Origin of the sequence: Ferrimonas sp. (assembly GCF_048263965.1) — a bacterium.
Lineage (GTDB): Bacteria > Pseudomonadota > Gammaproteobacteria > Enterobacterales > Shewanellaceae > Ferrimonas.
Genome location: NZ_JBLXDO010000011.1, coordinates 43857 through 63078, shown reverse-complemented (window position 1 = coordinate 63078; position 19222 = coordinate 43857). Strand labels below are relative to the sequence as shown.

Genomic DNA, 19222 nt, shown 5'->3' with positions numbered 1-19222 from the left:
GAGTTCTTTTGCGGGATCAAAAAAAAAGGGAGGCGTAAGCCTCCCGAACGACGGTGGGAAAACTCTTTACATCCAGTTAGGTAACTTGTTGTCGCTCCACTGCTTGATGCGGGCGCAGCGCTGGGCGTAGAAGTGGCGCATGCGGCTGAGTAGCAGGTAGCAGTAGGGCACCAGGAACAGGCTGGTGACGGTGGAGAACAGCAGGCCTCCGATGATGGCCAGGGCCATGGGGGTGTAGGAGGGGCCGCCGCCGGCCAGGCGGGTATCATTCAGGGCCAGGGGCACCAGCCCCAGCACCGTGGTGGCCACCGTCATCAGCACCGGCCGCAGACGGGAAGCGGCGGCGTCGATGATCGCCTGCTTGAGGCGGTCGATGTCCGGTTCTCGCTGGTTGATCTGGTCCACCAGCACGATGCCGTTGTTCACCACCACCCCCATCAGGATCAGGATGCCGATCATCCCCATGATGGACATCTCCTGCCCTAGCACCATAAAGGTCCAGTAGACCCCGGTGATGGAGAACAGGATGGAGGTGATCACCGCCGTGGGCAGCAGCAGGGACTCGAACAGCGCCGCCATCACAATGTAGATCATGGCGATGGCCAGCAGCATGTTGATCATCATGATCTGCTCGCTGTCCTGCTGCTGACGGAAGCCGCCGCCGAAGCTGTACTCATAGCCTGGGGGCCAGTGGATGGAGTCCAGCACCTTGGTCAGGTCTTCACGCACCTCATCCATGGAGCGCCCCTCCACGTTGCCGCCAATGGTCAGTGCGGTCTGTCGGTTGAAGTGGCGAATCCCCTGCAGTTGAGGCTGGCTATTGATGCTGGCCAGCATCTCCAGGGTGTAGACCCGCTCTCCGTCGCGGACTATGGGCAGTTGCTTCAGCTGCTGCAGCGAATCACGCCACTGACGCTCCCAGGCGAGGAAGATCTGAATCTCGCCGCTGGGATCGTGGCGGAAGGAGCGCAGGTTCTGGCCGCGCACCGCCAGGGCCAGGGTCTGGGCGGCGTCGCTGACCTCCAGCCCCAGACGGGAGAGCAGCTGACGGTCGAACTGCACCACCAGCTCCTGCTGACCGGCACCGGCGTCGGAGCGCACATCTTCCAGTCCTTCGATGCGGTTCATCAGGGGAACCAGCTGCTCAGTCAACTCCATCAGCACCGTGGTGGAGCGGCCGGTGAGGGTGATTCTCATGCCGCTGTCATCACCGCCGCCCCAGCCAAACTCAGGCTCGGCGTTGGCCAGCCTGGGCATGTTGTCGCGGATGGTCTGCTTGATGGACTCGATGTCTGCAGGCAGCTCCTCTCGCATGATCAGGGTGGTGGTGGCGTTGTCTGTGGCGTAGTAGCTGTAGATGCTGTCGAAGCCCAGTGCCTCCTGGTTGGCAAACAGGTACTCCTCCACCCTGTCCACCATGGCTTCGGTGACCGCCACTGGTTGGCGCTCCTGCAGGTGGTAACGCAGGTAGAGGCGGGTGTTGTCATCGTCATCGTCCGCCATCTTGACCTGGCTGATGGGCAGGGCGGTGCTCCCAAGCAGCACCAGGGCGATGATTCCCGAGGTCTTGGGCCACTCCAGGCAGCGGGTCAGCCACTTTCTGTACCTGGGGTGGCGGCTGTTGCCCTTGGGGCTGGATTTCAGTCCCTTGAGGCGGGAGAGCAGCAGGGGCAACAGGGTCTTGGCCAGCAGCAAGGAGGCCAGCAGGGAGATGCAGATGGCGATGGCCACGTGCTCCAGGAACATGGTCAGCTGTACCTTGGTGCCGAAGATGTTGGGCAGAAACACGATGATGGTGGTCAGGGTGCCGGCCATCACCGCCAGGGCCACCTTGTTGACCCCGGCCAGAATCGCGTCCTTGGTGTCCTTGTATTTGCCGCTCTCCTGAGCCTGCAGCACCGACTCGGTCACGACGACCGAGTTGTCGATCAGCATGCCGACCGCCAGCAGCAGCCCCATCATCGACAGGATGTTGAGGCTGTAGTTCATCAGGTACATGGCCGCCAGGGTGATGGCGATGGAGATGGGCACGGACACCACCACAATCAGGGTCATGGGGATGTTGCGCAGGAACAGGAACAGCACCCCGAAGGAGAGGCCTGCGCCTATCAGCCCGGCCATCAGCAGGTCGTGGAGGGAGCTTTTTACCCCCTGGGCCTGGTCGTCCATGGAGAACAGCTCGATGCCCTGGAACTGGGGGTTGTCGTTGGCCTGGGCGATCACCTTGGTCACCCGGTCGGCCACCTCCACCAGGTTGGCGCCGGACTCCTTGAAGATGTCCAGGCCGATGGCGTAGGCACGGTTGAGATGGCGGCCATCGATGCGCTCCGCCTGGGTGTAGCCAATCTCGGCCACATCACCCAGGCGCAGGCCGGGGCGCAGCACCAGATTCTCGATTTCACTGACGCTGCGAAACTCCCCCTTGGGCGAGAGCTGCCACAGGGTCTGCTGACTGCGCAGGGTGCCGCCGCTGAGGGTGAAGTTCTCCTGGTTCAGCCTTTGCTGCAGCTTGTCAGGGTTGATCCCCATGGTGGCCAGGGCATCGGCATCGACGCGAATCTCGATGCGGGGCTTGTCGACGCCGTAGAGGGTGACCTGGGACACCCCAGGCAGGCGCTCCAGAGGACGTTTGAGCTGACTCTCCAGCAGGTCATAGGCGCCGCTGAGATCCCGCTTGGAGGAGATCCTCAGGGTGTAGATGGGCATGTCCGCGGTGGAGAACTGGCGCAGCAGCACCCGTTCAACGTCTGTGGGCAACAGGTGACGCACCGAGTCCAGCCGCTCCCTGGCCTCCACCGTCTTGGTGGCGATGGGCACGCCCCAGTCGAAGCGCATCTCGATAAAGGCGCCATTCTCGGTGGAGTGGGAGCGCATGCTCTTGACATCACTCAGGGTGGCCAGGGACTCCTCCAGCACCGTGGTGATGCCGCGCTCCACCTCCTGGGGGGAGGCACCCTGGTAGGGCACCTCCACCATGATCTGGGGGATCTCCAGGCCGGGGAACATCTCCAGGGGCAGCAGCCGGCTGGAGACCAGCCCCATCAGCAGCATCGCCAGGAAGGCCATGGTGATGGTCACCGGCCTCTTAAGGGCCAGCTTGGTCAGATTAGTGGTCATGCTGACCCTCCATGGCAAACTGCTTGTTGTCGAACAGGCTGTAGAGCACCGGCAGTACCACCAGGGTAAGCAGGGTGGAGATCATCAGCCCGGCAATCACGGTAATGGCCATGGGGGCACGCATCTCGGCGCCTTCGCCCAGGCCGATGGCCATGGGAGCCAGACCCAGGGTGGTGGTGAGGGTGGTCATCAGGATGGGGCGCAGCCTGGAGTGGGCCGCTTCCATGATGGCCTGACCACGCTCCACGCCCTCCTGGCGCAGCTGGTTGATCCTATCCACCAACACGATGGCGTTGTTCACCACTATGCCTGCCAACATGATCAGGCCGATGAAGACGATCACCGAGATGTGGGTGCCGGTGAGCCACAGACCATAGACACTGCCGGCCAGGGCCATGGGCACCGCCGCCAGAATCAGCAGGGGGTGCAGCAGGGATTCAAACTGGCTGGCCATCACCAGATAGACCAGGAACACCGCCAGACCCAGGGCGATGTAGAGGGAGTTCAGTGAGTGCTCCATCTCCTCATTCTGGCCACCAAACTGGATGCTGGTGCCCGGGGGCAGCGACAGCGACTCCAGCAGGGTCGAGGCGGCGTCCACCCCCTCCTTGAGGGAGCCGTAGGCCAGGTTGGCGGAGACGATGGCCACCCGCTGTTGGGCGATGCGGTTGATGGACGCGGGGCCAATCTCCTCCTTGATGGTGGCCACCGCATCCAGGGCGATGGGACGCTCGGAGCCCGGGTTGACGATCAGGCTGGCCAGATCCTCATGTTGATCCCGTTGGGCGGGCAGGGCTCGCACCAGAATGTCAATTTTGCGGTCACGCACCGTGTATCGGGAGGCCACACTGCCGCCGATTACCGAGGCGACCCGGTTGGCCACATCCGGGGCGGTCAGCCCCAGTGACGCCAGCTTGGCGTGGTCGAAGCGGATGGTCAGCTCCGGCTGGCCCTCCTTGAGGCTGTTCTGAATATCTTTGAAGCGTTCGGACTGGGCCAGGGTGGCCGCCACCTGACCGCTGGCCAGACCCAGCATATCCAGGTCATAGCCACTGATCTCAAGCTCCAGCGGGGTCTTGAAGCTGAACAGTTCCGGTGACTGGGCGGAGTACTCCAGATCCGGGATGCGCGAGGCGCTGTAGCGCAGGGCGCTCATCACCCGGGCTTGCAGGCTGGCGTCACTGAGCACCACCTGCAGGCGGCCCCAGTTTTCGCCGCCAATCTGGGAGGCGGAGCTGAGCAGGCCGCCGCTGCCTGCCTGGGAGTAGACCTTGTCCACCGCCTCATCGTCCATCAGGCTGTCCGCCAGGTGGCGCAGCACCTTGTCGGTGTGGCTGACCTCGGTCCCCGGCGGCAGTTGTACCTCCAGGTAGAACTCCCCCTGGTTCATGGGGGGAATCAGCTCCATCCCCAGGCGCGGGGCCAGGGAGAAGGCCAGGGCGGTGACCGCCACCGCCACGCCCAGGGTCAGCACCCGGGCACTCAGGGCCAGGTTCAGCAGCTTGGGGTAGGCCCAGGATAGGGCGCCGTAGAGGCGGTCAAAGCCCCAGAGCACGGGAGTCAGCAGCAGGGCGAACAGTTTGCGCAGGGCGCGAACCACAACCATCACCACCCCAATCAACAGGCTGGGAATATAGGAGAACAGCAGTACGAAGGGGAAGCTGAACACCGTCGCCGCATGGTGGCGCACCTTGCCCCAGCGGGTGGTGGGTTTGGCCTTGGGCTGGTTATTGTGATTGACCTTGAGCTCAATCCCCTTGCGGGAGGAGAGCATGGGGATGGCGGACAGGGCCACCAGCAAAGAGGCGATCAGGGCAAAGGTGACCGTCATCGCCTGATCGGCAAACAGCTGGCCGGCGATGCCGTCGACAAAAATCAGCGGCACGAACACCGCCAGGGTGGTGAGGGTGGAGGCGACGATGGCGCCACTCACTTCCCGGGTGCCCTTCTCGGCGGCCTGATGCAGGTCATCCCCCAGGCGACGTCGACGGTCGATGTTCTCCAGCACCACGATGGCGTTGTCCACCAGCAGGCCCACCGCCAGGGCGATGCCACCCAGAGACATGATGTTGAGGCTGATGCCGGCGAAGTACATCAGGTTGAAGGTGGCGATCACCGACACCGGGATGGAGAGGGAGATGATCATGGTGGGCTTGAGCTGGCCCAGGAACAGGAAGATCACCGCCATCGCCAGCACGGCACCCACCAGGGCGGCGCTGGTCACCTCGTTGACCGCATTCTCAATGAAGCGGGACTGATCGTAGAGCAGGTTGATGGGGTAGGGGGTCTCCTCCTCCAGGGTTTTGAGTTTGGCTTTCAGAGCCTGGGCCACCGCAACGGTGTTGGCATCCCCCTCCTTGTAGATGGCCAGCTCCACCGCTTCCTGTCCCTGGCTGCGGGCGATGTTGTCCCGCTCCTTGAAGCTGTCTTTGACCTGAGCCACCTCAAACAGGCGCACCTGGCGCTGGTCGTCACGGTAGACCACCATCTGTCGCAGCTCCTCCAGGTTCTGGAACTGATTGAGGGTACGGATCAGCAGCTCCTGATCCCCCTGGGTCAGTTTGCCGGCGGACAGGTTGAGGTTTTCGCTGCGAATGCGCTCAATCAGTTGGGCGGCGGTGAGGTTGAGCTGAGCCATCTTCTGCTGGTCGATGAGGATCTGCACCTCCTGCTCCAGGCCGCCGGAGGGGCGCACCGAGGCCACACCGGGCACGGTTTCCAGGGTGCGCTTGAGCTCCTCCTCCACCCAGGTACGCATCTGCACCAGGGCGGCTTCGTTGCTCTCCTCGGTGGTGACCGCCAGGCGGACTATGGGGTCCAGGTTGGGGTTAAAGCGCAGAATCAGCGGCTTATCCACATCCAGGGGCAGCTCGATGGCATCCAGCTTTTCGCGGCTGTCCAGGGCGGCCAGGTCCATGTCGGTGCCCCACTCGAACTCCAGGTGAACGTCGGACAGTCCGGCTCTGGAGGTGGAGGAGACCTGGCGCAGTCCCTTGACCACACCTACGGATTCTTCGATGGGTTTGCTGACCAGCTGCTCCACTTCCGCCGGGGCAGCCCCCGGATAGAGGGTGCGCACCGTCAGGGTGGGGTAGCTCATGTCCGGCAGCAGGTTGACGCTGAGGCGACTCAGGCCCACCAGGCCAAACATGACTATGGCCAGGATGAACATCCAGACGGTGACCGGACGTTTGACTGAGGTGTTGATGATTCCCATGTGCCGTCCTTAGCGCTGGGCCAGTTGCAGTGGGGCGATAACCTCCACGCTGGCGTCATCCTTCAGTTGGTGCTGTCCGCGCACCACCACCTGGTCGTTCAGGGCCAGTCCCTGGGTGATCTCCACCCGACCCTCATCCTCGTAGCCCAGTTCCACGGCGCGGCGCTTGGCCTTGCCCTCTTCCACCACGAACACGGCGTGTCCCTGGTCCTGGCGCAGCAGGGCGTTTTTGGAGATCACCAGGGTACCTTCGTGGGCGTCATACTTGAGTCTGGCCCGGGCAAACATTCCGGCCTTGAGGTTGCCCTGGCCATTGGGCACGGTCAGGGTCACCTTGAAGGTGCCGGTGTCGGCGTCAACGATGGGGCTGATGCGCAGCACCTTGGCCTGATGTTTACGCTCGTCGCCACTGAGAATCAGCTCCGCCATCTGGCCTTTACGGACTTGAGCGAGTTCCTGCTCTGGCAGGTGGATGATGCCGTGCAGCTCGTCCTGACGAACAATGTAGAACAGCTCCTTGTACTGCTCTGCCATGTTGCCTCGCTTCACCAGGCGCTTGGCGACCACCCCGTCAAAAGGCGCTTCGGCGCGGCTCTCTTTCAGCTGCAGGGCGGCCAGGTCACGATCGGCAATGGCGGAGAGGCGGCGAAACTCCAGTTTGGCCATCGCCTCTTCGCTGACCAGTTGTTGGTTGGCGATCTTCTTCAGACGATTCAGCTCCTGGTCGATCACATCCAGTTCGGCCTGTGCCTTGTCCAGGTTGTAGCGATAGCGCTCGGAGTCGATGCTGGCCAGTACCTGTCCCTGGGTGACCTTGTCGCCCTCCTCGACGTTTACCTGGGTGATCACCCCGGGTACCCGGCTGACCACCATCGCCTCTTCCGGAGCTTCCAGGATGGCGGTGGAGCTGTAGTAGGACGCGACGGTGTCCTGGACCACAGGTTGGGTTTCCACCGGCAGGGTGACCACCTGCTCCTCTTTGGCGGCGTCGGTTTCTTTGCTGGTGTCATCGGCGGCGGGTGCCTGGCCACAGGCGGAGAGAATCCATACCAGGGAGAGGGCGGTCAGGGAGAGGCGTTTCATGGCGCAAATCCTTTATGTCGTTATTCGGAAGTTACGCTTGGAATGCACAGCTTGTGCCAGATTTTTTAACAATTGTAAATCAATGGCTTACAAGAGGTCTGAGTAGTCAGGTAAACAAAGTGTTGAGGGGATTCACCAAGTGTTGGTGAGTTTTCTTAACTTAATTGAGTGAGTTTGGCACTGTCGGAGTGATGATTGCGAAGACCACTGCCGATAACGGCAGCCAGCCCTCCCCATATCAGCACAAAGCCCAGCAACTGCTCCGGAGGACACAGCTCATTGAATACCCAGATCCCCAGCAGGAACTGCAGGCTGGGATCGATAAACTGCATCAGGCCATAGGTGGTGAAGTTCACCTTCTGGATGCCGTGATTGAGCAGGGTCAGTGCGAACAGGATCAGTGGTGCGAAACCCAGTTGCAGCCACAGGTTGCACTCCTGACTGATGAGCCCAGGTTGCCCCTGCCAATGGAGATAGCCCCAGTACCCCAGTGCCAGGGGCAGGACCGCCAGGTGCTCCAGAGTGAGGGAGGTGAGGGTATCCGTCTGGGCACACTTCTTTAGGAAACCATAGAGCGCAAACAGGGCGCCTATCCCAAGTGCCAACAATACGGAGAAGCTGTGGTTGCCGAACTGCAGCATCAGGCCAATGGCCGCCGCGATCAGCGCCAGTCTCTGCATCGGTGAAAGACGTTCTCTAAACAGCACCACGGCCAGCAATACGGAGACGAAGGGGGAGAGGTATTGCCCCAGGCTGGCGGCCAGAATCTGCTGGTTGAGGTAGGCCCAGATGCTGAGGAGGCCGGCGGCCATGGCCAGGGGGGCCGCCACCATACAACACAGGGCGGCTTTGGGCTCTCTTTTGACCTGACGCAGCATCGGGCGCCACCGCCCGTTGATGAAAAGCAGGCTGACCAGGATGGCGCTGCCCAGGATGATTCTCAGGGCCACCAAATGGGTCACCTGGGCGTCGGGCATCAGGTTCAGATAGAGGGGCAGCATCCCAAAGATGCTGAACGCTATCACGATTTCCAGTTTATGAAACAAGGGACCCACCTCAGGCAAAACTGACCCAATGTAGCACTCAGGGTGGGCGCTGACAGTGAGCCGGGACAGGAAACCGGAACTGGATCGCCTCTTAAGTCGAATCGGAAGTGTGGTTTGGCAGCCGGGTGGCTCTGCGCTTTATGCCCACCACGGCCTCCACAGAGCAGAGCAGCAGTCCCAGCCAGATCAGGCCGAAGCTGACGGCCTTGACCTCGTCAAAGGCTTCGGCGAACACCAGGGTGGCCAGCAGGAACTGCAGACTGGGCTCGATGTACTGCATCAGTCCCACCATGGTCAGGCTGGTGCGGTTGATGGCCAGGGCAAAGAGCACCAGGGGGATCAGGGTTACCGGACCGGCGCCCAGATAGAGCAGCAGGGTGGGGGTATCTGCGGCGGCGAAGGTCAGCCCCTGGGTCTGGCTGCTCCAGATAAGGAAGGCCAGGGCTGGGGGGATCAGCAGCATCGCCTCCACCATGACGGAGTTGAGGGCATCGAAGCGGATGAACTTCTTAATCAGGCCGTAGAGGGCAAAGGCGCCACCCATCACCAGTGAGAGCCAGGGCAGTTCGCCATACTGCCACACCTGATAGCCGATGCCAGCGCTGGCCAGGATGACTGCGGCGCGCTGGGCCGGGCTAAGCCGGTCTCCGAGAAAGAGTACTCCCAGGGCGACAGCCATCAGAGGGTTGATAAAGAACCCCAGACTGGCGGCGAGCACCTGGCCATTGGTCAGGGCCCAGGTAAAGCTGTACCAGGAGGTGCACATGACGGTGGAGGCCAACAGGCAAAGCAGCAGAGAACGTTTGTCCGCCCACATGGCACTCAGGGAGAGGGTGGGTCTGCGCAGCACAAGAATAAGCAGCAGCATGGCGGGTGCAGAGGTGATGATTCTCAGGGCCAGCATCTCCTCCATCTGTGCACCCTCCAGCGGGGCGTAGTAGAGAGGGAGCAGGCCATAGGCCACGAAAGAGAGGGCAGCCAGCAGGTTGCCGAGTCGGGTTGTGCTCATGGGTGATGTTCAAGGGGATAAAGAGGGCGCCATTCTACTGCCGAGGTGGTGTCGGTGACAGGGGGCTTGGGAATAATTTGAGGAGGAGTTCGCGAATACCGGTCGACGATTAACCTGAGGGTCAGCGTTTGGGCTGGGGTTCCAGTTGCTTCAGCTTGGAGTCCAGTTCTCCGGTGACCGCGTCTTTCAGCATCACCCAGTCGCCCAACAGGCTGTAGATGGGGTATTGGAAGGTTGCCGGACGGTTTTTCTCGAATCCGAAATGGCCTGCCCAGGCAAAACCATAGCCGATGACTGGCAGGGTAAGCAGCAACAGGTAGTTTCCGGAGGCCACGGCGATACCCGCCATCAACAGCACCAGAGCGGATCCGATGTAGTGAAGGATGCGGCAACGGCGATCCCGGTGCTCACCTAAATAGAAGGGGTAAAACTCGTCAAAAGAGCTAAAGCGCTTGTCCATAAACCTGTTGTGACCAAAAACTAATCACAACAGGTTTATCATGGCAGCACTTAGGAGGCAAGGTCAGCCTGGGCTCGCAGGACATCGAAGCCCTCGGCCTGCAGCATCTCTGTAAGGCGGATCAGTGGCAGCCCCATCAGGGTGTTGGGGTCACGGCCACTCAAGCGGTCGAACAGGGCGATGCCCAGGCCTTCACTCTTGAAGCTGCCGGCGCAGTTATAGGGTTGTTCCGCCTTGAGGTAGGCGTCGATCTGCTTGTGGTTCAGGGTGCGGAAATACACCTTGAAGGTTTCCACATCCACCTGGCTTTCACCTGTGTCGGTGTTGAGCAGGCACAGGCTGGTATAGAAGGTGACCTTTTTGCCACTGGCAGCGGTCAGTTGCTCTATCGCCTTGTCATGGTTGCCGGGCTTGCCCAGGATCTCATCATCGATGACGGCCACCTGATCGGAGCCGATAACCCAGGCATCTTTATGCTGGGTGCCGGCGGCCCGAGCCTTGGCCTCGGCCAGGCGCATAACCAGTTGATAGGCGGTTTCATTGTCGAGGGGGGTCTCGTCCACTTCTGGCTTTTCACAACTGAAAGGAAGATTCAGTTTCTCCAGGATTTCACGGCGAAAGGGCGAAGTGGAGCCCAAAATAAGCGGCTTTTTCATAGGCTGACTGGTAAAAAGTGAGACAAATTTTCAGGCCGCAAGCCTAGCAGACTCGAGGCCGGGGCACCATGGAGCCCATTGATTTGGGTCAAACGTCCGCCACTCTAACGGAGTTCAGCAATTTTTCTCTGCAGAAATGGGGCAAAAATCAGGCATCAAGCTATATTTTGCCGGTGTCCGGAAGTAGTATGGTCAGCCCTTAGCCAGCCTGGGTTTTCGCAGCTAAAATTTCCTTTGACTCAGCTTGAGACGATCGATAAACTGCGCGGCCTATGCAGAATGTACAAATTCCGGTTTCGCTCGACCCAAAACGAGCCGCCCAAAGAAGATTGGTTTATGAAGGACGCCTTCTTGCCAAGAATCTGAAGCGATTGATTGGTGTGAGTTCCGGCGATTGCACTGATGCCGAGGTGACCGTTGAATGCGGCACTGACATCCAGGGGATAGTCTACCTCAAGGGGAAGGCTGTGACGGAGCTCACTCTGACATGTCAGCGTTGTATGGAGCCTTTTCGGCAGACTCTCGCAGTTGAATTCGCATACAGCCCTGTGACCGACGATTCACAGGTCGAAGAGCTCCCGGATGCTTACGAACCCGTCGAGTTAGATGAACACGGTGAGGTTCGACTTCACGAACTGGTGGAAGATGAGCTGCTGCTAATGGTGCCGATGATGCCCATGCATGATCTGGCCGATTGCAGCCGCCCCGAAACCGAAGTCGTCGTCGGCGACCTGCCCAAAGAGAGTGAAGATGAGCGTCCGAATCCCTTTGCGGTGTTACAAAAGCTTAAGAGTAAGTAATTAGGAGATTGGGGCCATGGCCGTACAACAGAATAAAGTTACCCGTTCACGTCGCGGTATGCGTCGTTCTCACGATGCGCTGACCACTTGCCAGCTGTCTGTGGACGCGACTTCCGGTGAAACTCACCGTCGCCACCACGTAACCGCTGACGGTTACTACCGTGGTAAAAAGGTAATCAACAAGTAAGTTGATACCGATTTGACTCATCTAACCCTAGCGTTAGATACCATGGGGGGCGATCACGGCCCCCATGTCACAGTGCCTGCAGCTTTGCAGGCATTGTCGGTTTACGCCGACCTTCATCTGATCCTAGTGGGCGACCGCCCCACCATTCTCACCATCATGCGTCAGCATCGGGCCAGCGAATCAGAGCGCCTGAGGATTCTGCACGCCGAGCAGGTGGTTCAGATGGGCGATAAGCCGCTGCATGCCCTGCGTCGACTCAAGCACAGCTCCATGCGACTGGCCCTGGACCTGGTGGCCAATGGCCAGGCTCAAGCCTGCGTCAGTGCCGGTAATACCGGTGCCCTGATGACCATGGCCAAGGTGGTGCTGAAGACTCTGCCTGGCGTCGACCGCCCCGCTTTAGTGACCGCGTTGCCCACCATGACGGGCGATCCGGTCTATCTTATGGATCTCGGTGCCAATGCCAGTTGCGACTCTCATGCGCTGTTTCAGTTTGCCGTGATGGGTTCGGTGCTCGCCGAGCAGGTGGCAGGTAAGAGCAACCCCAGGGTTGCCCTGCTTAATATTGGTACCGAAGAGATCAAAGGAAATGATCAGGTTCAGCAGGCTTCCGGCCTGCTGCAGTCCACACCGTACATTAACTACACCGGGTATGTGGAGGGTGACCGCATCTTCTCCGGCGAGGCCGACGTGATTGTCTGCGACGGCTTTGTGGGGAACGTTACCCTGAAGACCACGGAGGGGATAGCCCGCCTGTTGATGCACCAGATAGCTCAGTCGGTTAAGCGAAATCCGCTGGCCCGCTGTCTGAGCTGGCTGCTCAAGGGAAGGCTGAAAAAGCTGTTTTTGCAAATGAACCCCGACCACTATAACGGTGCGAGTCTGTTAGGATTGCGCCATATTGTGGTGAAGAGCCACGGTAATGCTGATGAGCTGGCCTTTTTGCGCGCTGTCGAAGAAGCCATGACAGAGGTTCAAAGGCAGGTGCCTGGCAAGATTGAAGCTCGACTCGAGTCGGTGTTACTAGAAAAGTCCTGTTGATATTCCTATGTATACAAAAATTTTAGGTACTGGGAGCTACCTGCCCACCCAGATCCGCACCAATGCTGATCTGGAAAAGATGGTGGATACCTCCGATGAGTGGATTCTGGAGCGTACCGGAATCCGTTCACGCCACATCGCCACCGGCGATGAAAATGTCTCCACCATGAGCCATCGCGCTGCGGTGAAAGCTCTGGAGATGGCCGGCATCGATGCCTCCGAGTTGGATATGATCATCTGCGGTACCTGCAGTGCCCCCAACTCCTTCCCCTCCGCCGCCTGTGAAGTTCAGGAACTGCTGGGTATTGGCAGCATTCCCGCCTTCGACGTGGCTGCTGCCTGCAGTGGCTTCCTCTATGCCCTGGCTGTGGCGGACCAGTTTGTTAAATCCGGTGCCTGCAAGAAGGTGCTGGTGATCGGCGCCGATGCCCTGGCAGACATGTGCGACCCTGATGACCGTACTACAGTGATTCTGTTTGGTGACGGTGCCGGGGCCGCAGTAGTGGGTGCCAGTGAGGAGCCGGGTGTGCTCTCCACTCACATTCACGCCGATGGCCGTCAGGGGCCGCTGCTCAAGGCCGCCGCGCCTGCCCGCAGCAAGACCCCTCGTGCCACCAGCAGTGATGAGTACATGTTTATGAAGGGGAACGAGGTGTTTAAGCACGCCGTGACCCGACTGGCGGAAGTGGTCGAGGAGACTCTGGAAGCCAACCAGATGGATCGTAGTGAGATCGACTGGCTGGTGCCCCACAACGCCAACTACCGCATTCTTAAGGCAACCGCCAAGAAGCTGAATATGGGTATGGACCAGGTGGTTCTGACCCTGGCCGAGCACGGCAACACCTCTGCGGCCTCTGTGCCCATCGCCCTGGATGTGGCGGTGCGTGATGGCCGCATCCAGCGTGGCCAGGTGCTGCTACTGGAAGCCTTTGGCGCCGGTTTTGCCTGGGGCTCTGCCCTGATCCGTTTTTAAAGGAATCTGAGATTATGTCCAAGTTTGCTTTTGTATTTCCCGGCCAGGGCAGCCAGGCCGTGGGTATGCTGTCCGAGATTGCCGCCGAGAACCCGGTGATTGAGCAGACCTTTGCCGAGGCCTCCGACGTACTGGGTTACGACCTGTGGCAACTGGTGAGCCAGGGTCCTGCCGAAGATCTGAATCAGACCCAGCGTACCCAGCCAGCCCTGCTGACCGCCAGTGTGGCGCTCTACCGTGCCTACCAGGCCGCCGGTGGCCAGGCTCCTGCTGCCATGGCGGGCCACAGCCTGGGTGAGTACTCCGCCCTGGTGTGTGCCGGTGTGATCGATTTTAAAGACGCGGTGAAGCTGGTTGAGCTGCGTGGCCTGGCGATGCAGGACGCGGTTCCTGCCGGTACCGGTGCCATGTACGCCATCATCGGTCTGGCCGATGACGCCATCGCCACCGCCTGTGAGCAGGCGGCTCAGGGTCAGGTCGTCTCCCCCGTGAACTACAACAGCCCGGGTCAGGTGGTGATCGCCGGCGAAAAAGCCGCCGTTGAGCGTGCCGGTGAGCTGTGCAAAGAGGCTGGCGCCAAGCGTGCCCTGCCGCTGCCAGTGAGCGTGCCTTCCCACTGTGCCCTGATGAAGCCTGCTGCCGAAAAGCTGGCGGATGCGCTGGCCAAACTGGAGCTGAATACACCTGCCATTCCAGTACTGAACAACGTGGATGTGGCGGCGGCTGACGATGTGGACGCCATCCGTGATGCCCTGGTGCGTCAGCTGTACAGCCCGGTTCGCTGGACCGAAACCATCAACGCCATGGCAGAGATGGGAATTGAGACTACCTTTGAGTGTGGTCCCGGCAAAGTGCTCACCGGCCTGGCCAAACGAATTAACAAGACGATCGCTGCAGCGGCGCTGAACGACTCGGCGACCCTGGCGGCGGCCCTATAACAAGGAAACGACTCCTATGAGCATTAGTATGGATCTGAGCGGCAAGATCGCCCTGGTCACCGGCGCCAGCCGTGGCATCGGTCGTGCCATTGCTGAGCAACTGGTAGCAGCCGGTGCCAAGGTGATTGGTACCGCCACCAGCGAGCGTGGCGCGGGCGCCATCAGCGACTACCTGGGCGACAACGGCCAGGGTATGGTACTGAATGTGACCGAACAGGCCTCCATCGATGAACTTTTTGCGGCAATTAAGGCCGAACATGGTGACATCGATATTCTGGTGAACAACGCCGGCATCACCCGTGACAACCTGATGATGCGGATGAAAGAGGATGAGTGGAACGATATCATCGACACCAACCTCACCTCAGTGTTCCGCACCTCCAAGGCGGTACTGCGTGCCATGATGAAGAAGCGCAACGGTCGCATCATCAACATCGGTTCCGTAGTGGGTACCATGGGTAACGCCGGTCAGGCCAACTACAGCGCCGCCAAAGCGGGCCTGCTGGGCTTTACCAAATCACTGGCCCAGGAAGTGGCCAGCCGTGGTATCACAGTGAACGCCGTGGCTCCCGGTTTCATCCAGACCGATATGACTGACGAGCTTACCGAAGACCAGAAACAGGGAATCATGGGCCAGGTGCCCGTAGCCCGTCTGGGTCAGCCGCAAGAGATTGCTGACGCAGTTGTATTTTTGGCCTCCGATCGTGCAAGCTATATCACTGGTGAAACTTTGCACGTAAACGGTGGGATGGTGATGGCCTAAATTTTGGGCCGGATCGTGATCCAGTAGGTAGTTTGAGTCTAATTTCGCCTAAATGAAGCAATCTCCGTGGTTTGACCATTAAGACCTTGCTTGCATTGTGGCATGAATCGAATAAACTACTCGCAACTCTACGCAGATGCGTAAATTTAATAGGAAAGCGAAGACTATGAGCAACATCGAAGAACGAGTTAAGAAGATTATCGTTGAACAGCTGGGCGTGAAAGAGGAAGACGTTAAGGCTGAAGCTTCTTTCGTTGACGATCTGGGTGCTGATTCTCTGGACACCGTTGAGCTGGTAATGGCTCTGGAAGAGGAGTTCGATACCGAGATTCCTGACGAGGAAGCCGAGAAGATCACCACCGTTCAGGCTGCGATCGACTACGTTACTGCTAACCAGTAAGCAGAAGAATTATGAAACAGGCGGCATGGGCCGCCTGTTTTTGTTTCTGACGGAGAGAGACAATGACCAAGCGCCGTATCGTAGTCACTGGCCTGGGTGCCGTGACTCCTGTCGGACATGATGTGGACACCACCTGGGCCAACCTGCTGGCCGGTAAGAGTGGTGTAACCCCCATCACCCACTTTGACGCCAGCGAGTTTGCTGTGCGTTTCTCTGCCTCAGTCAAAGATTTTGATATCGAGGCTTATCTTTCCAAGAAAGATGCCCGCAAGATGGACCTGTTCATCCAGTATGGTATGGCAGCTTCCATTCAGGCGATGCGCGACAGCGGCATCGAGGTGACCGAAGACAATGCCCACCGTATTGGCGCTGCAATTGGTGCTGGCATGGGTGGTTTGCAGCTGATCGAGGCCAATCACGACCAGTTCAAGAAATCTGGCCCCCGTCGGATCTCCCCCTTCTTCGTGCCCTCCACCATCATCAATATGATTGCTGGCCACCTGTCCATCATGTATGGCTTCACCGGTCCCAACATTGCCATCACCACTGCCTGTACCACAGGGGTGCACAACATTGGCCATGCGGCGCGCATGATCGCCTATGGTGATGCGGACGTGATGGTTGCCGGCGGTGCCGAGATGGCCACCACCGAGCTGGGTGTGGGCGGTTTTGCGGCAGCCAAGGCGCTGTCCACCCGCAACGACGATCCCACCAAGGCCAGCCGCCCCTGGGACAAAGACCGTGATGGCTTTGTGATCGGTGACGGTGCCGGCGTAATCGTGCTGGAAGAGTACGAGCACGCCAAAGCGCGTGGCGCCAAGATCTACGCCGAGCTGGTAGGTTTCGGCATGAGTGGTGATGCCCACCACATGACCTCGCCACCGGCGGACGGTCGTGGCGGTGCCGCTGCCATGCGTAACGCCCTGAATGATGGTGACGTTGCTCCTGAGAAGGTGGGTTACATCAACGCTCACGGTACCTCCACCCCTGCCGGCGACATCGCCGAAGTGAACGGTGTGAAGTCTGTGTTTGGTGACCACGCCTACAAGCTGATGATGGGCTCCACCAAGTCCATGACCGGCCACCTGCTGGGTGCGGCCGGCTCTGCTGAAGCGATCTTCACCGTCCTGGCTCTGCACAACCAGAAAGTGCCGCCAACCATCAACCTGGAAAACCCCGATGACGGGTGTGACCTGGACTTCGTTGGCCCCGTGGCCCGCGAGGCGGAGCTGGAGTACGCCCTGTGCAACTCCTTCGGCTTCGGTGGTACCAACGGCTCTCTGCTGTTCAAGAAAGCCTGAGACTGAGTCTCAGAGCGAAAAACGGCGCCTCAGGGCGCCGTTTTTTTATGCCTGGTGGCTACAACTTGTGGATCTCTACCCGGCGGTTGGCGGCTCGCCCCTCTCGGGTGTCGTTGTCCTTGAGGGGGACTGATTCACCCTGACTGTCGGTGGTCAGTTTGTCGCGCTCCATGCCCAACTGAGAGAGGGCATCGGCGGCATGCTCGGCCCGGGCCAGCCCCAGCTGCTGGTTGTAGCTCTCTGTGCCTGTGCTGTCGGTATGGCCGGTGACCGCCAGAGGCTGAGCGTTGATGCGCTGGGCCAGTTCACCCAGGATGGTGCGGGAGGCCGGAGTCAGGTCGCTGCGGTCAAAGTCGAAGTAGATGCGGGCCAGAGGGGCATCCTTGGCGATGCCAGCCTGCTTAAGCATCTCCAGGCAGTCGCTGCCCAGGTCAATCATCTGAGTGCTCCTGGCCAGCTCTGAAGCCAGAGCGGAGCCGTCCTGGCGAATCTGCAGTTGGCCATCCCTGTGCTGGCCCATGGCCAGCACGGGCGCTATGGCGACGTTATGGCGTACCTCCAGGGTATCGGTGGCGCACAACTGGGCGATGCGGGTGTTGAGGGCGTCATCGGCCACTACCGGCAGGCTCAGCAGGGTCAAGGTAAGCAAGGTCAGTCTGTGGGTCATGATTCTATCCTGAGTGTCGGTAGTAGAGTCGGCTTATGCCATCGGATTGCGCGCCCTTGGCGATCAGCTCTTTGATGTACTCCTGCAGATCGGCGGCATTGGTGACGTCGATGATGTTGTCACTGCCCACACAATGCTGGAATGCGGCCTGGTTGGAGGCCTGGAAATCTATGCCCAAAACGCCCATGAACAATGGGGACTCATCCAGGGTGAACTGGGCGCGAATGGCGTCGCAGAGGCCATGGCTGACCAGTTGGGCGAAGGTGGTGGTATAGGGACGCTCTTCGCCATCGCTGAGGATAATGATCATCTTGGCCCGACGCCGATATTGATACCATTCCGCCGATGAGGCTCCGGTGGCGGGGCGGCCGGCGTCCATCACCTGAGCCCCACGAATCAGCCCCTGGTAAACCGAGGTGTATCCGCTCGCCTGCATGGCCGAGATGTCATGGGCACTGGTGTCCAGTGGCAGGGTCTCGAAGTTGGTGTTGCACAGCAGATTGTCCAGCAACTCATAACGGGTACCCGGCAATTGCATCTCCAGGTTGGTCACTTTGTTGTTGAACAGGTCGTTGACTGTCGAGGTCATGTCCACCAGAAAGGTGGGGTCAGGGTAGTCTCCACCGCCATAGTAGTTGTTTGACCGGCGCCTAACCTCATGGACGCTGAGCGCCTGCTCCGGAGTGCTGAATTCCGGGCAATCGCCATCTCGGAAGCATTTGGTCAGAGAATCCGCCTCGATCAATATCCAGCGCCATTCTCGCCAGCTCCACGAATACTCTGCGGGACGAAACTCCAGGGACCAGCGGTACCAGGGCAGGGTTTCATAGTCTTCAGGTATGTCTGGATGGCCGGTGAGATACCTCAGTTGAGAGGTGCAGACCAGATCATCGTTTACCCGTTCCTGAGTGCGCATGTTAAAGGGGGCGAAGCCGATTCGGTGGCTGAACCCTTCATCATTGTCGGCAAGTATCTCAGTACTGATGGCATTCACCTGCTCTTTCAGTGTCTGAATCTTACTGTCACCGCCGCTCCATGGGTCCGCCATAGAGCCAGAGAAATCGGCGACAAACACAATGTCCACATTGCGTTCTAATCGATTAGGGTAACTTTTGGCAATGGCGCGATTGGCCACTTCTTGCTGTTGACCGAAGCTCGGGATGATGCCTGTGTTGTCGCTGAACCACGAATTGTGTTTGGTGGTGGCGCTGACCCGGTATTGAATAAACTCCTGGGACTGACCGCTTATCACCTCTTTGCCATCGGTGCGTTCTACCTGAAGTTGCTCAATGGCTTCGATGTTGCGCACATAGGCGTGAATATAGGCTTGGGCCAGGCGTCGTCGGTACTGGTCAGGTGTCTCTCCATCTGCCGAAGGCAGAGTACGGTTGGCCATGGATACCGCCATGGCCGCCGCTTCGCTGGCATCCGCCAGACGGTTTTTCTTCTGGATATAACGGGTGCCTTCCACCGCCAGGAACACCATGCCGAACATGGGGGCCAGTAGGAAAGCCAGGTAGATGGCGGCAACACCTCGCTGAATCCTGGGATTAAACCTTTTCAT

17 protein-coding genes are annotated in these 19222 nt (G+C 59.6%); 8 read left to right on the top strand and 9 right to left on the bottom strand.

Annotated features, from left to right (window positions below; genetic code table 11):
- Positions 1-66: 66 nt before the first annotated feature.
- From ACN0RV_RS11475 to ACN0RV_RS11445, 7 genes are all read right to left on the bottom strand, one after another.
- A complete protein-coding gene (locus tag ACN0RV_RS11475; protein WP_417347733.1) occupies positions 67-3117 on the bottom strand; it encodes an efflux RND transporter permease subunit in 3051 nt (1016 codons plus the stop codon).
- Positions 3107-6334, bottom strand: coding sequence for an efflux RND transporter permease subunit (locus ACN0RV_RS11470; protein WP_417347732.1), 3228 nt, complete (start codon positions 6332-6334; stop codon positions 3107-3109). The genes ACN0RV_RS11475 and ACN0RV_RS11470 overlap by 11 nt, the downstream gene beginning before the upstream one ends.
- 9 nt (positions 6335-6343) lie before the next feature.
- Complete coding sequence (locus ACN0RV_RS11465) at positions 6344-7417, bottom strand: efflux RND transporter periplasmic adaptor subunit (RefSeq protein WP_417347731.1); 1074 nt, start codon at positions 7415-7417, stop codon at positions 6344-6346.
- A 155-nt stretch (positions 7418-7572) separates the two neighbouring features.
- A complete protein-coding gene (locus ACN0RV_RS11460) occupies positions 7573-8463 on the bottom strand; it encodes an EamA family transporter (protein ID WP_417347730.1) in 891 nt (296 codons plus the stop codon).
- Between the two features lie 91 nt (positions 8464-8554).
- On the bottom strand, positions 8555-9472 hold the full coding sequence (gene rarD / locus ACN0RV_RS11455; RefSeq protein ID WP_417347729.1) for an EamA family transporter RarD: 918 nt from the start codon (positions 9470-9472) through the stop codon (positions 8555-8557).
- 121 nt (positions 9473-9593) lie between these two features.
- Positions 9594-9932: an Mpo1-like protein gene (locus ACN0RV_RS11450; RefSeq protein WP_417347728.1), complete on the bottom strand. Its 339-nt coding sequence runs from the start codon at positions 9930-9932 to the stop codon at positions 9594-9596.
- A 50-nt stretch (positions 9933-9982) separates the two neighbouring features.
- Positions 9983-10588, bottom strand: coding sequence for a Maf family protein (locus ACN0RV_RS11445; RefSeq protein ID WP_417347727.1), 606 nt, complete (start codon positions 10586-10588; stop codon positions 9983-9985).
- A gap of 272 nt (positions 10589-10860) precedes the next feature.
- Here ACN0RV_RS11445 and yceD point away from each other — a divergent pair, with 272 nt between their 5' ends.
- The 8 genes from yceD to fabF all read left to right on the top strand — a co-directional run bounded on the left by yceD (position 10861) and on the right by fabF (position 16991).
- On the top strand, positions 10861-11388 hold the full coding sequence (gene yceD, locus ACN0RV_RS11440; RefSeq protein ID WP_417347726.1) for a 23S rRNA accumulation protein YceD: 528 nt from the start codon (positions 10861-10863) through the stop codon (positions 11386-11388).
- 16 nt (positions 11389-11404) lie between these two features.
- On the top strand, positions 11405-11575 hold the full coding sequence (rpmF, locus tag ACN0RV_RS11435) for a 50S ribosomal protein L32 (protein ID WP_084643748.1): 171 nt from the start codon (positions 11405-11407) through the stop codon (positions 11573-11575).
- 12 nt (positions 11576-11587) lie between these two features.
- Positions 11588-12616 carry a phosphate acyltransferase PlsX gene (plsX, locus tag ACN0RV_RS11430; RefSeq protein ID WP_417347725.1) on the top strand — a complete coding sequence of 343 codons (1029 nt, stop codon included), beginning with the start codon at positions 11588-11590 and terminating at the stop codon, positions 12614-12616.
- A gap of 7 nt (positions 12617-12623) precedes the next feature.
- Entirely contained in the window at positions 12624-13589 is a 966-nt protein-coding gene (locus tag ACN0RV_RS11425) for a beta-ketoacyl-ACP synthase III (protein ID WP_417347724.1), read from the top strand.
- A gap of 14 nt (positions 13590-13603) precedes the next feature.
- Positions 13604-14527: an ACP S-malonyltransferase gene (gene fabD / locus ACN0RV_RS11420; RefSeq protein WP_417347723.1), complete on the top strand. Its 924-nt coding sequence runs from the start codon at positions 13604-13606 to the stop codon at positions 14525-14527.
- Between the two features lie 28 nt (positions 14528-14555).
- Complete coding sequence (fabG, locus tag ACN0RV_RS11415) at positions 14556-15290, top strand: 3-oxoacyl-ACP reductase FabG (RefSeq protein WP_028108149.1); 735 nt, start codon at positions 14556-14558, stop codon at positions 15288-15290.
- A gap of 166 nt (positions 15291-15456) precedes the next feature.
- The gene (gene acpP / locus ACN0RV_RS11410; RefSeq protein WP_028108150.1) at positions 15457-15690 is read left to right on the top strand and encodes an acyl carrier protein; all 234 of its coding nucleotides are present in this window, start codon (positions 15457-15459) and stop codon (positions 15688-15690) included.
- Between the two features lie 62 nt (positions 15691-15752).
- Complete coding sequence (gene fabF / locus ACN0RV_RS11405) at positions 15753-16991, top strand: beta-ketoacyl-ACP synthase II (protein ID WP_417347722.1); 1239 nt, start codon at positions 15753-15755, stop codon at positions 16989-16991.
- Between the two features lie 58 nt (positions 16992-17049).
- Here fabF and ACN0RV_RS11400 read toward each other — a convergent pair whose 3' ends face one another.
- Entirely contained in the window at positions 17050-17658 is a 609-nt protein-coding gene (locus ACN0RV_RS11400) for an OmpA family protein (protein ID WP_417347721.1), read from the bottom strand.
- A 4-nt stretch (positions 17659-17662) separates the two neighbouring features.
- Positions 17663-19222 (bottom strand): TadE/TadG family type IV pilus assembly protein, encoded by a 1560-nt coding sequence (locus ACN0RV_RS11395; RefSeq protein WP_417347720.1) that lies wholly within the window; start codon positions 19220-19222, stop codon positions 17663-17665.

Excerpts from the sequence above, each read along its gene's own strand:
- ACN0RV_RS11475 (WP_417347733.1), bottom strand. The coding sequence starts at position 3,117 with ATGACCACTAATCTGACCAAGCTGGCCCTTAAGAGGCCGGTGACCATC.
- ACN0RV_RS11470 (WP_417347732.1), bottom strand. The coding sequence starts at position 6,334 with ATGGGAATCATCAACACCTCAGTCAAACGTCCGGTCACCGTCTGGATG.
- ACN0RV_RS11465 (WP_417347731.1), bottom strand. The coding sequence starts at position 7,417 with ATGAAACGCCTCTCCCTGACCGCCCTCTCCCTGGTATGGATTCTCTCC.
- rarD (WP_417347729.1), bottom strand. The coding sequence starts at position 9,472 with ATGAGCACAACCCGACTCGGCAACCTGCTGGCTGCCCTCTCTTTCGTG.
- ACN0RV_RS11450 (WP_417347728.1), bottom strand. The coding sequence starts at position 9,932 with ATGGACAAGCGCTTTAGCTCTTTTGACGAGTTTTACCCCTTCTATTTA.
- ACN0RV_RS11445 (WP_417347727.1), bottom strand. The coding sequence starts at position 10,588 with ATGAAAAAGCCGCTTATTTTGGGCTCCACTTCGCCCTTTCGCCGTGAA.
- yceD (WP_417347726.1), top strand. The coding sequence starts at position 10,861 with ATGCAGAATGTACAAATTCCGGTTTCGCTCGACCCAAAACGAGCCGCC.
- rpmF (WP_084643748.1), top strand. The coding sequence starts at position 11,405 with ATGGCCGTACAACAGAATAAAGTTACCCGTTCACGTCGCGGTATGCGT.
- ACN0RV_RS11425 (WP_417347724.1), top strand. The coding sequence starts at position 12,624 with ATGTATACAAAAATTTTAGGTACTGGGAGCTACCTGCCCACCCAGATC.
- fabD (WP_417347723.1), top strand. The coding sequence starts at position 13,604 with ATGTCCAAGTTTGCTTTTGTATTTCCCGGCCAGGGCAGCCAGGCCGTG.
- fabG (WP_028108149.1), top strand. The coding sequence starts at position 14,556 with ATGGATCTGAGCGGCAAGATCGCCCTGGTCACCGGCGCCAGCCGTGGC.
- acpP (WP_028108150.1), top strand. The coding sequence starts at position 15,457 with ATGAGCAACATCGAAGAACGAGTTAAGAAGATTATCGTTGAACAGCTG.
- fabF (WP_417347722.1), top strand. The coding sequence starts at position 15,753 with ATGACCAAGCGCCGTATCGTAGTCACTGGCCTGGGTGCCGTGACTCCT.
- ACN0RV_RS11400 (WP_417347721.1), bottom strand. The coding sequence starts at position 17,658 with ATGACCCACAGACTGACCTTGCTTACCTTGACCCTGCTGAGCCTGCCG.
- ACN0RV_RS11395 (WP_417347720.1), bottom strand. The coding sequence starts at position 19,222 with ATGAAAAGGTTTAATCCCAGGATTCAGCGAGGTGTTGCCGCCATCTAC.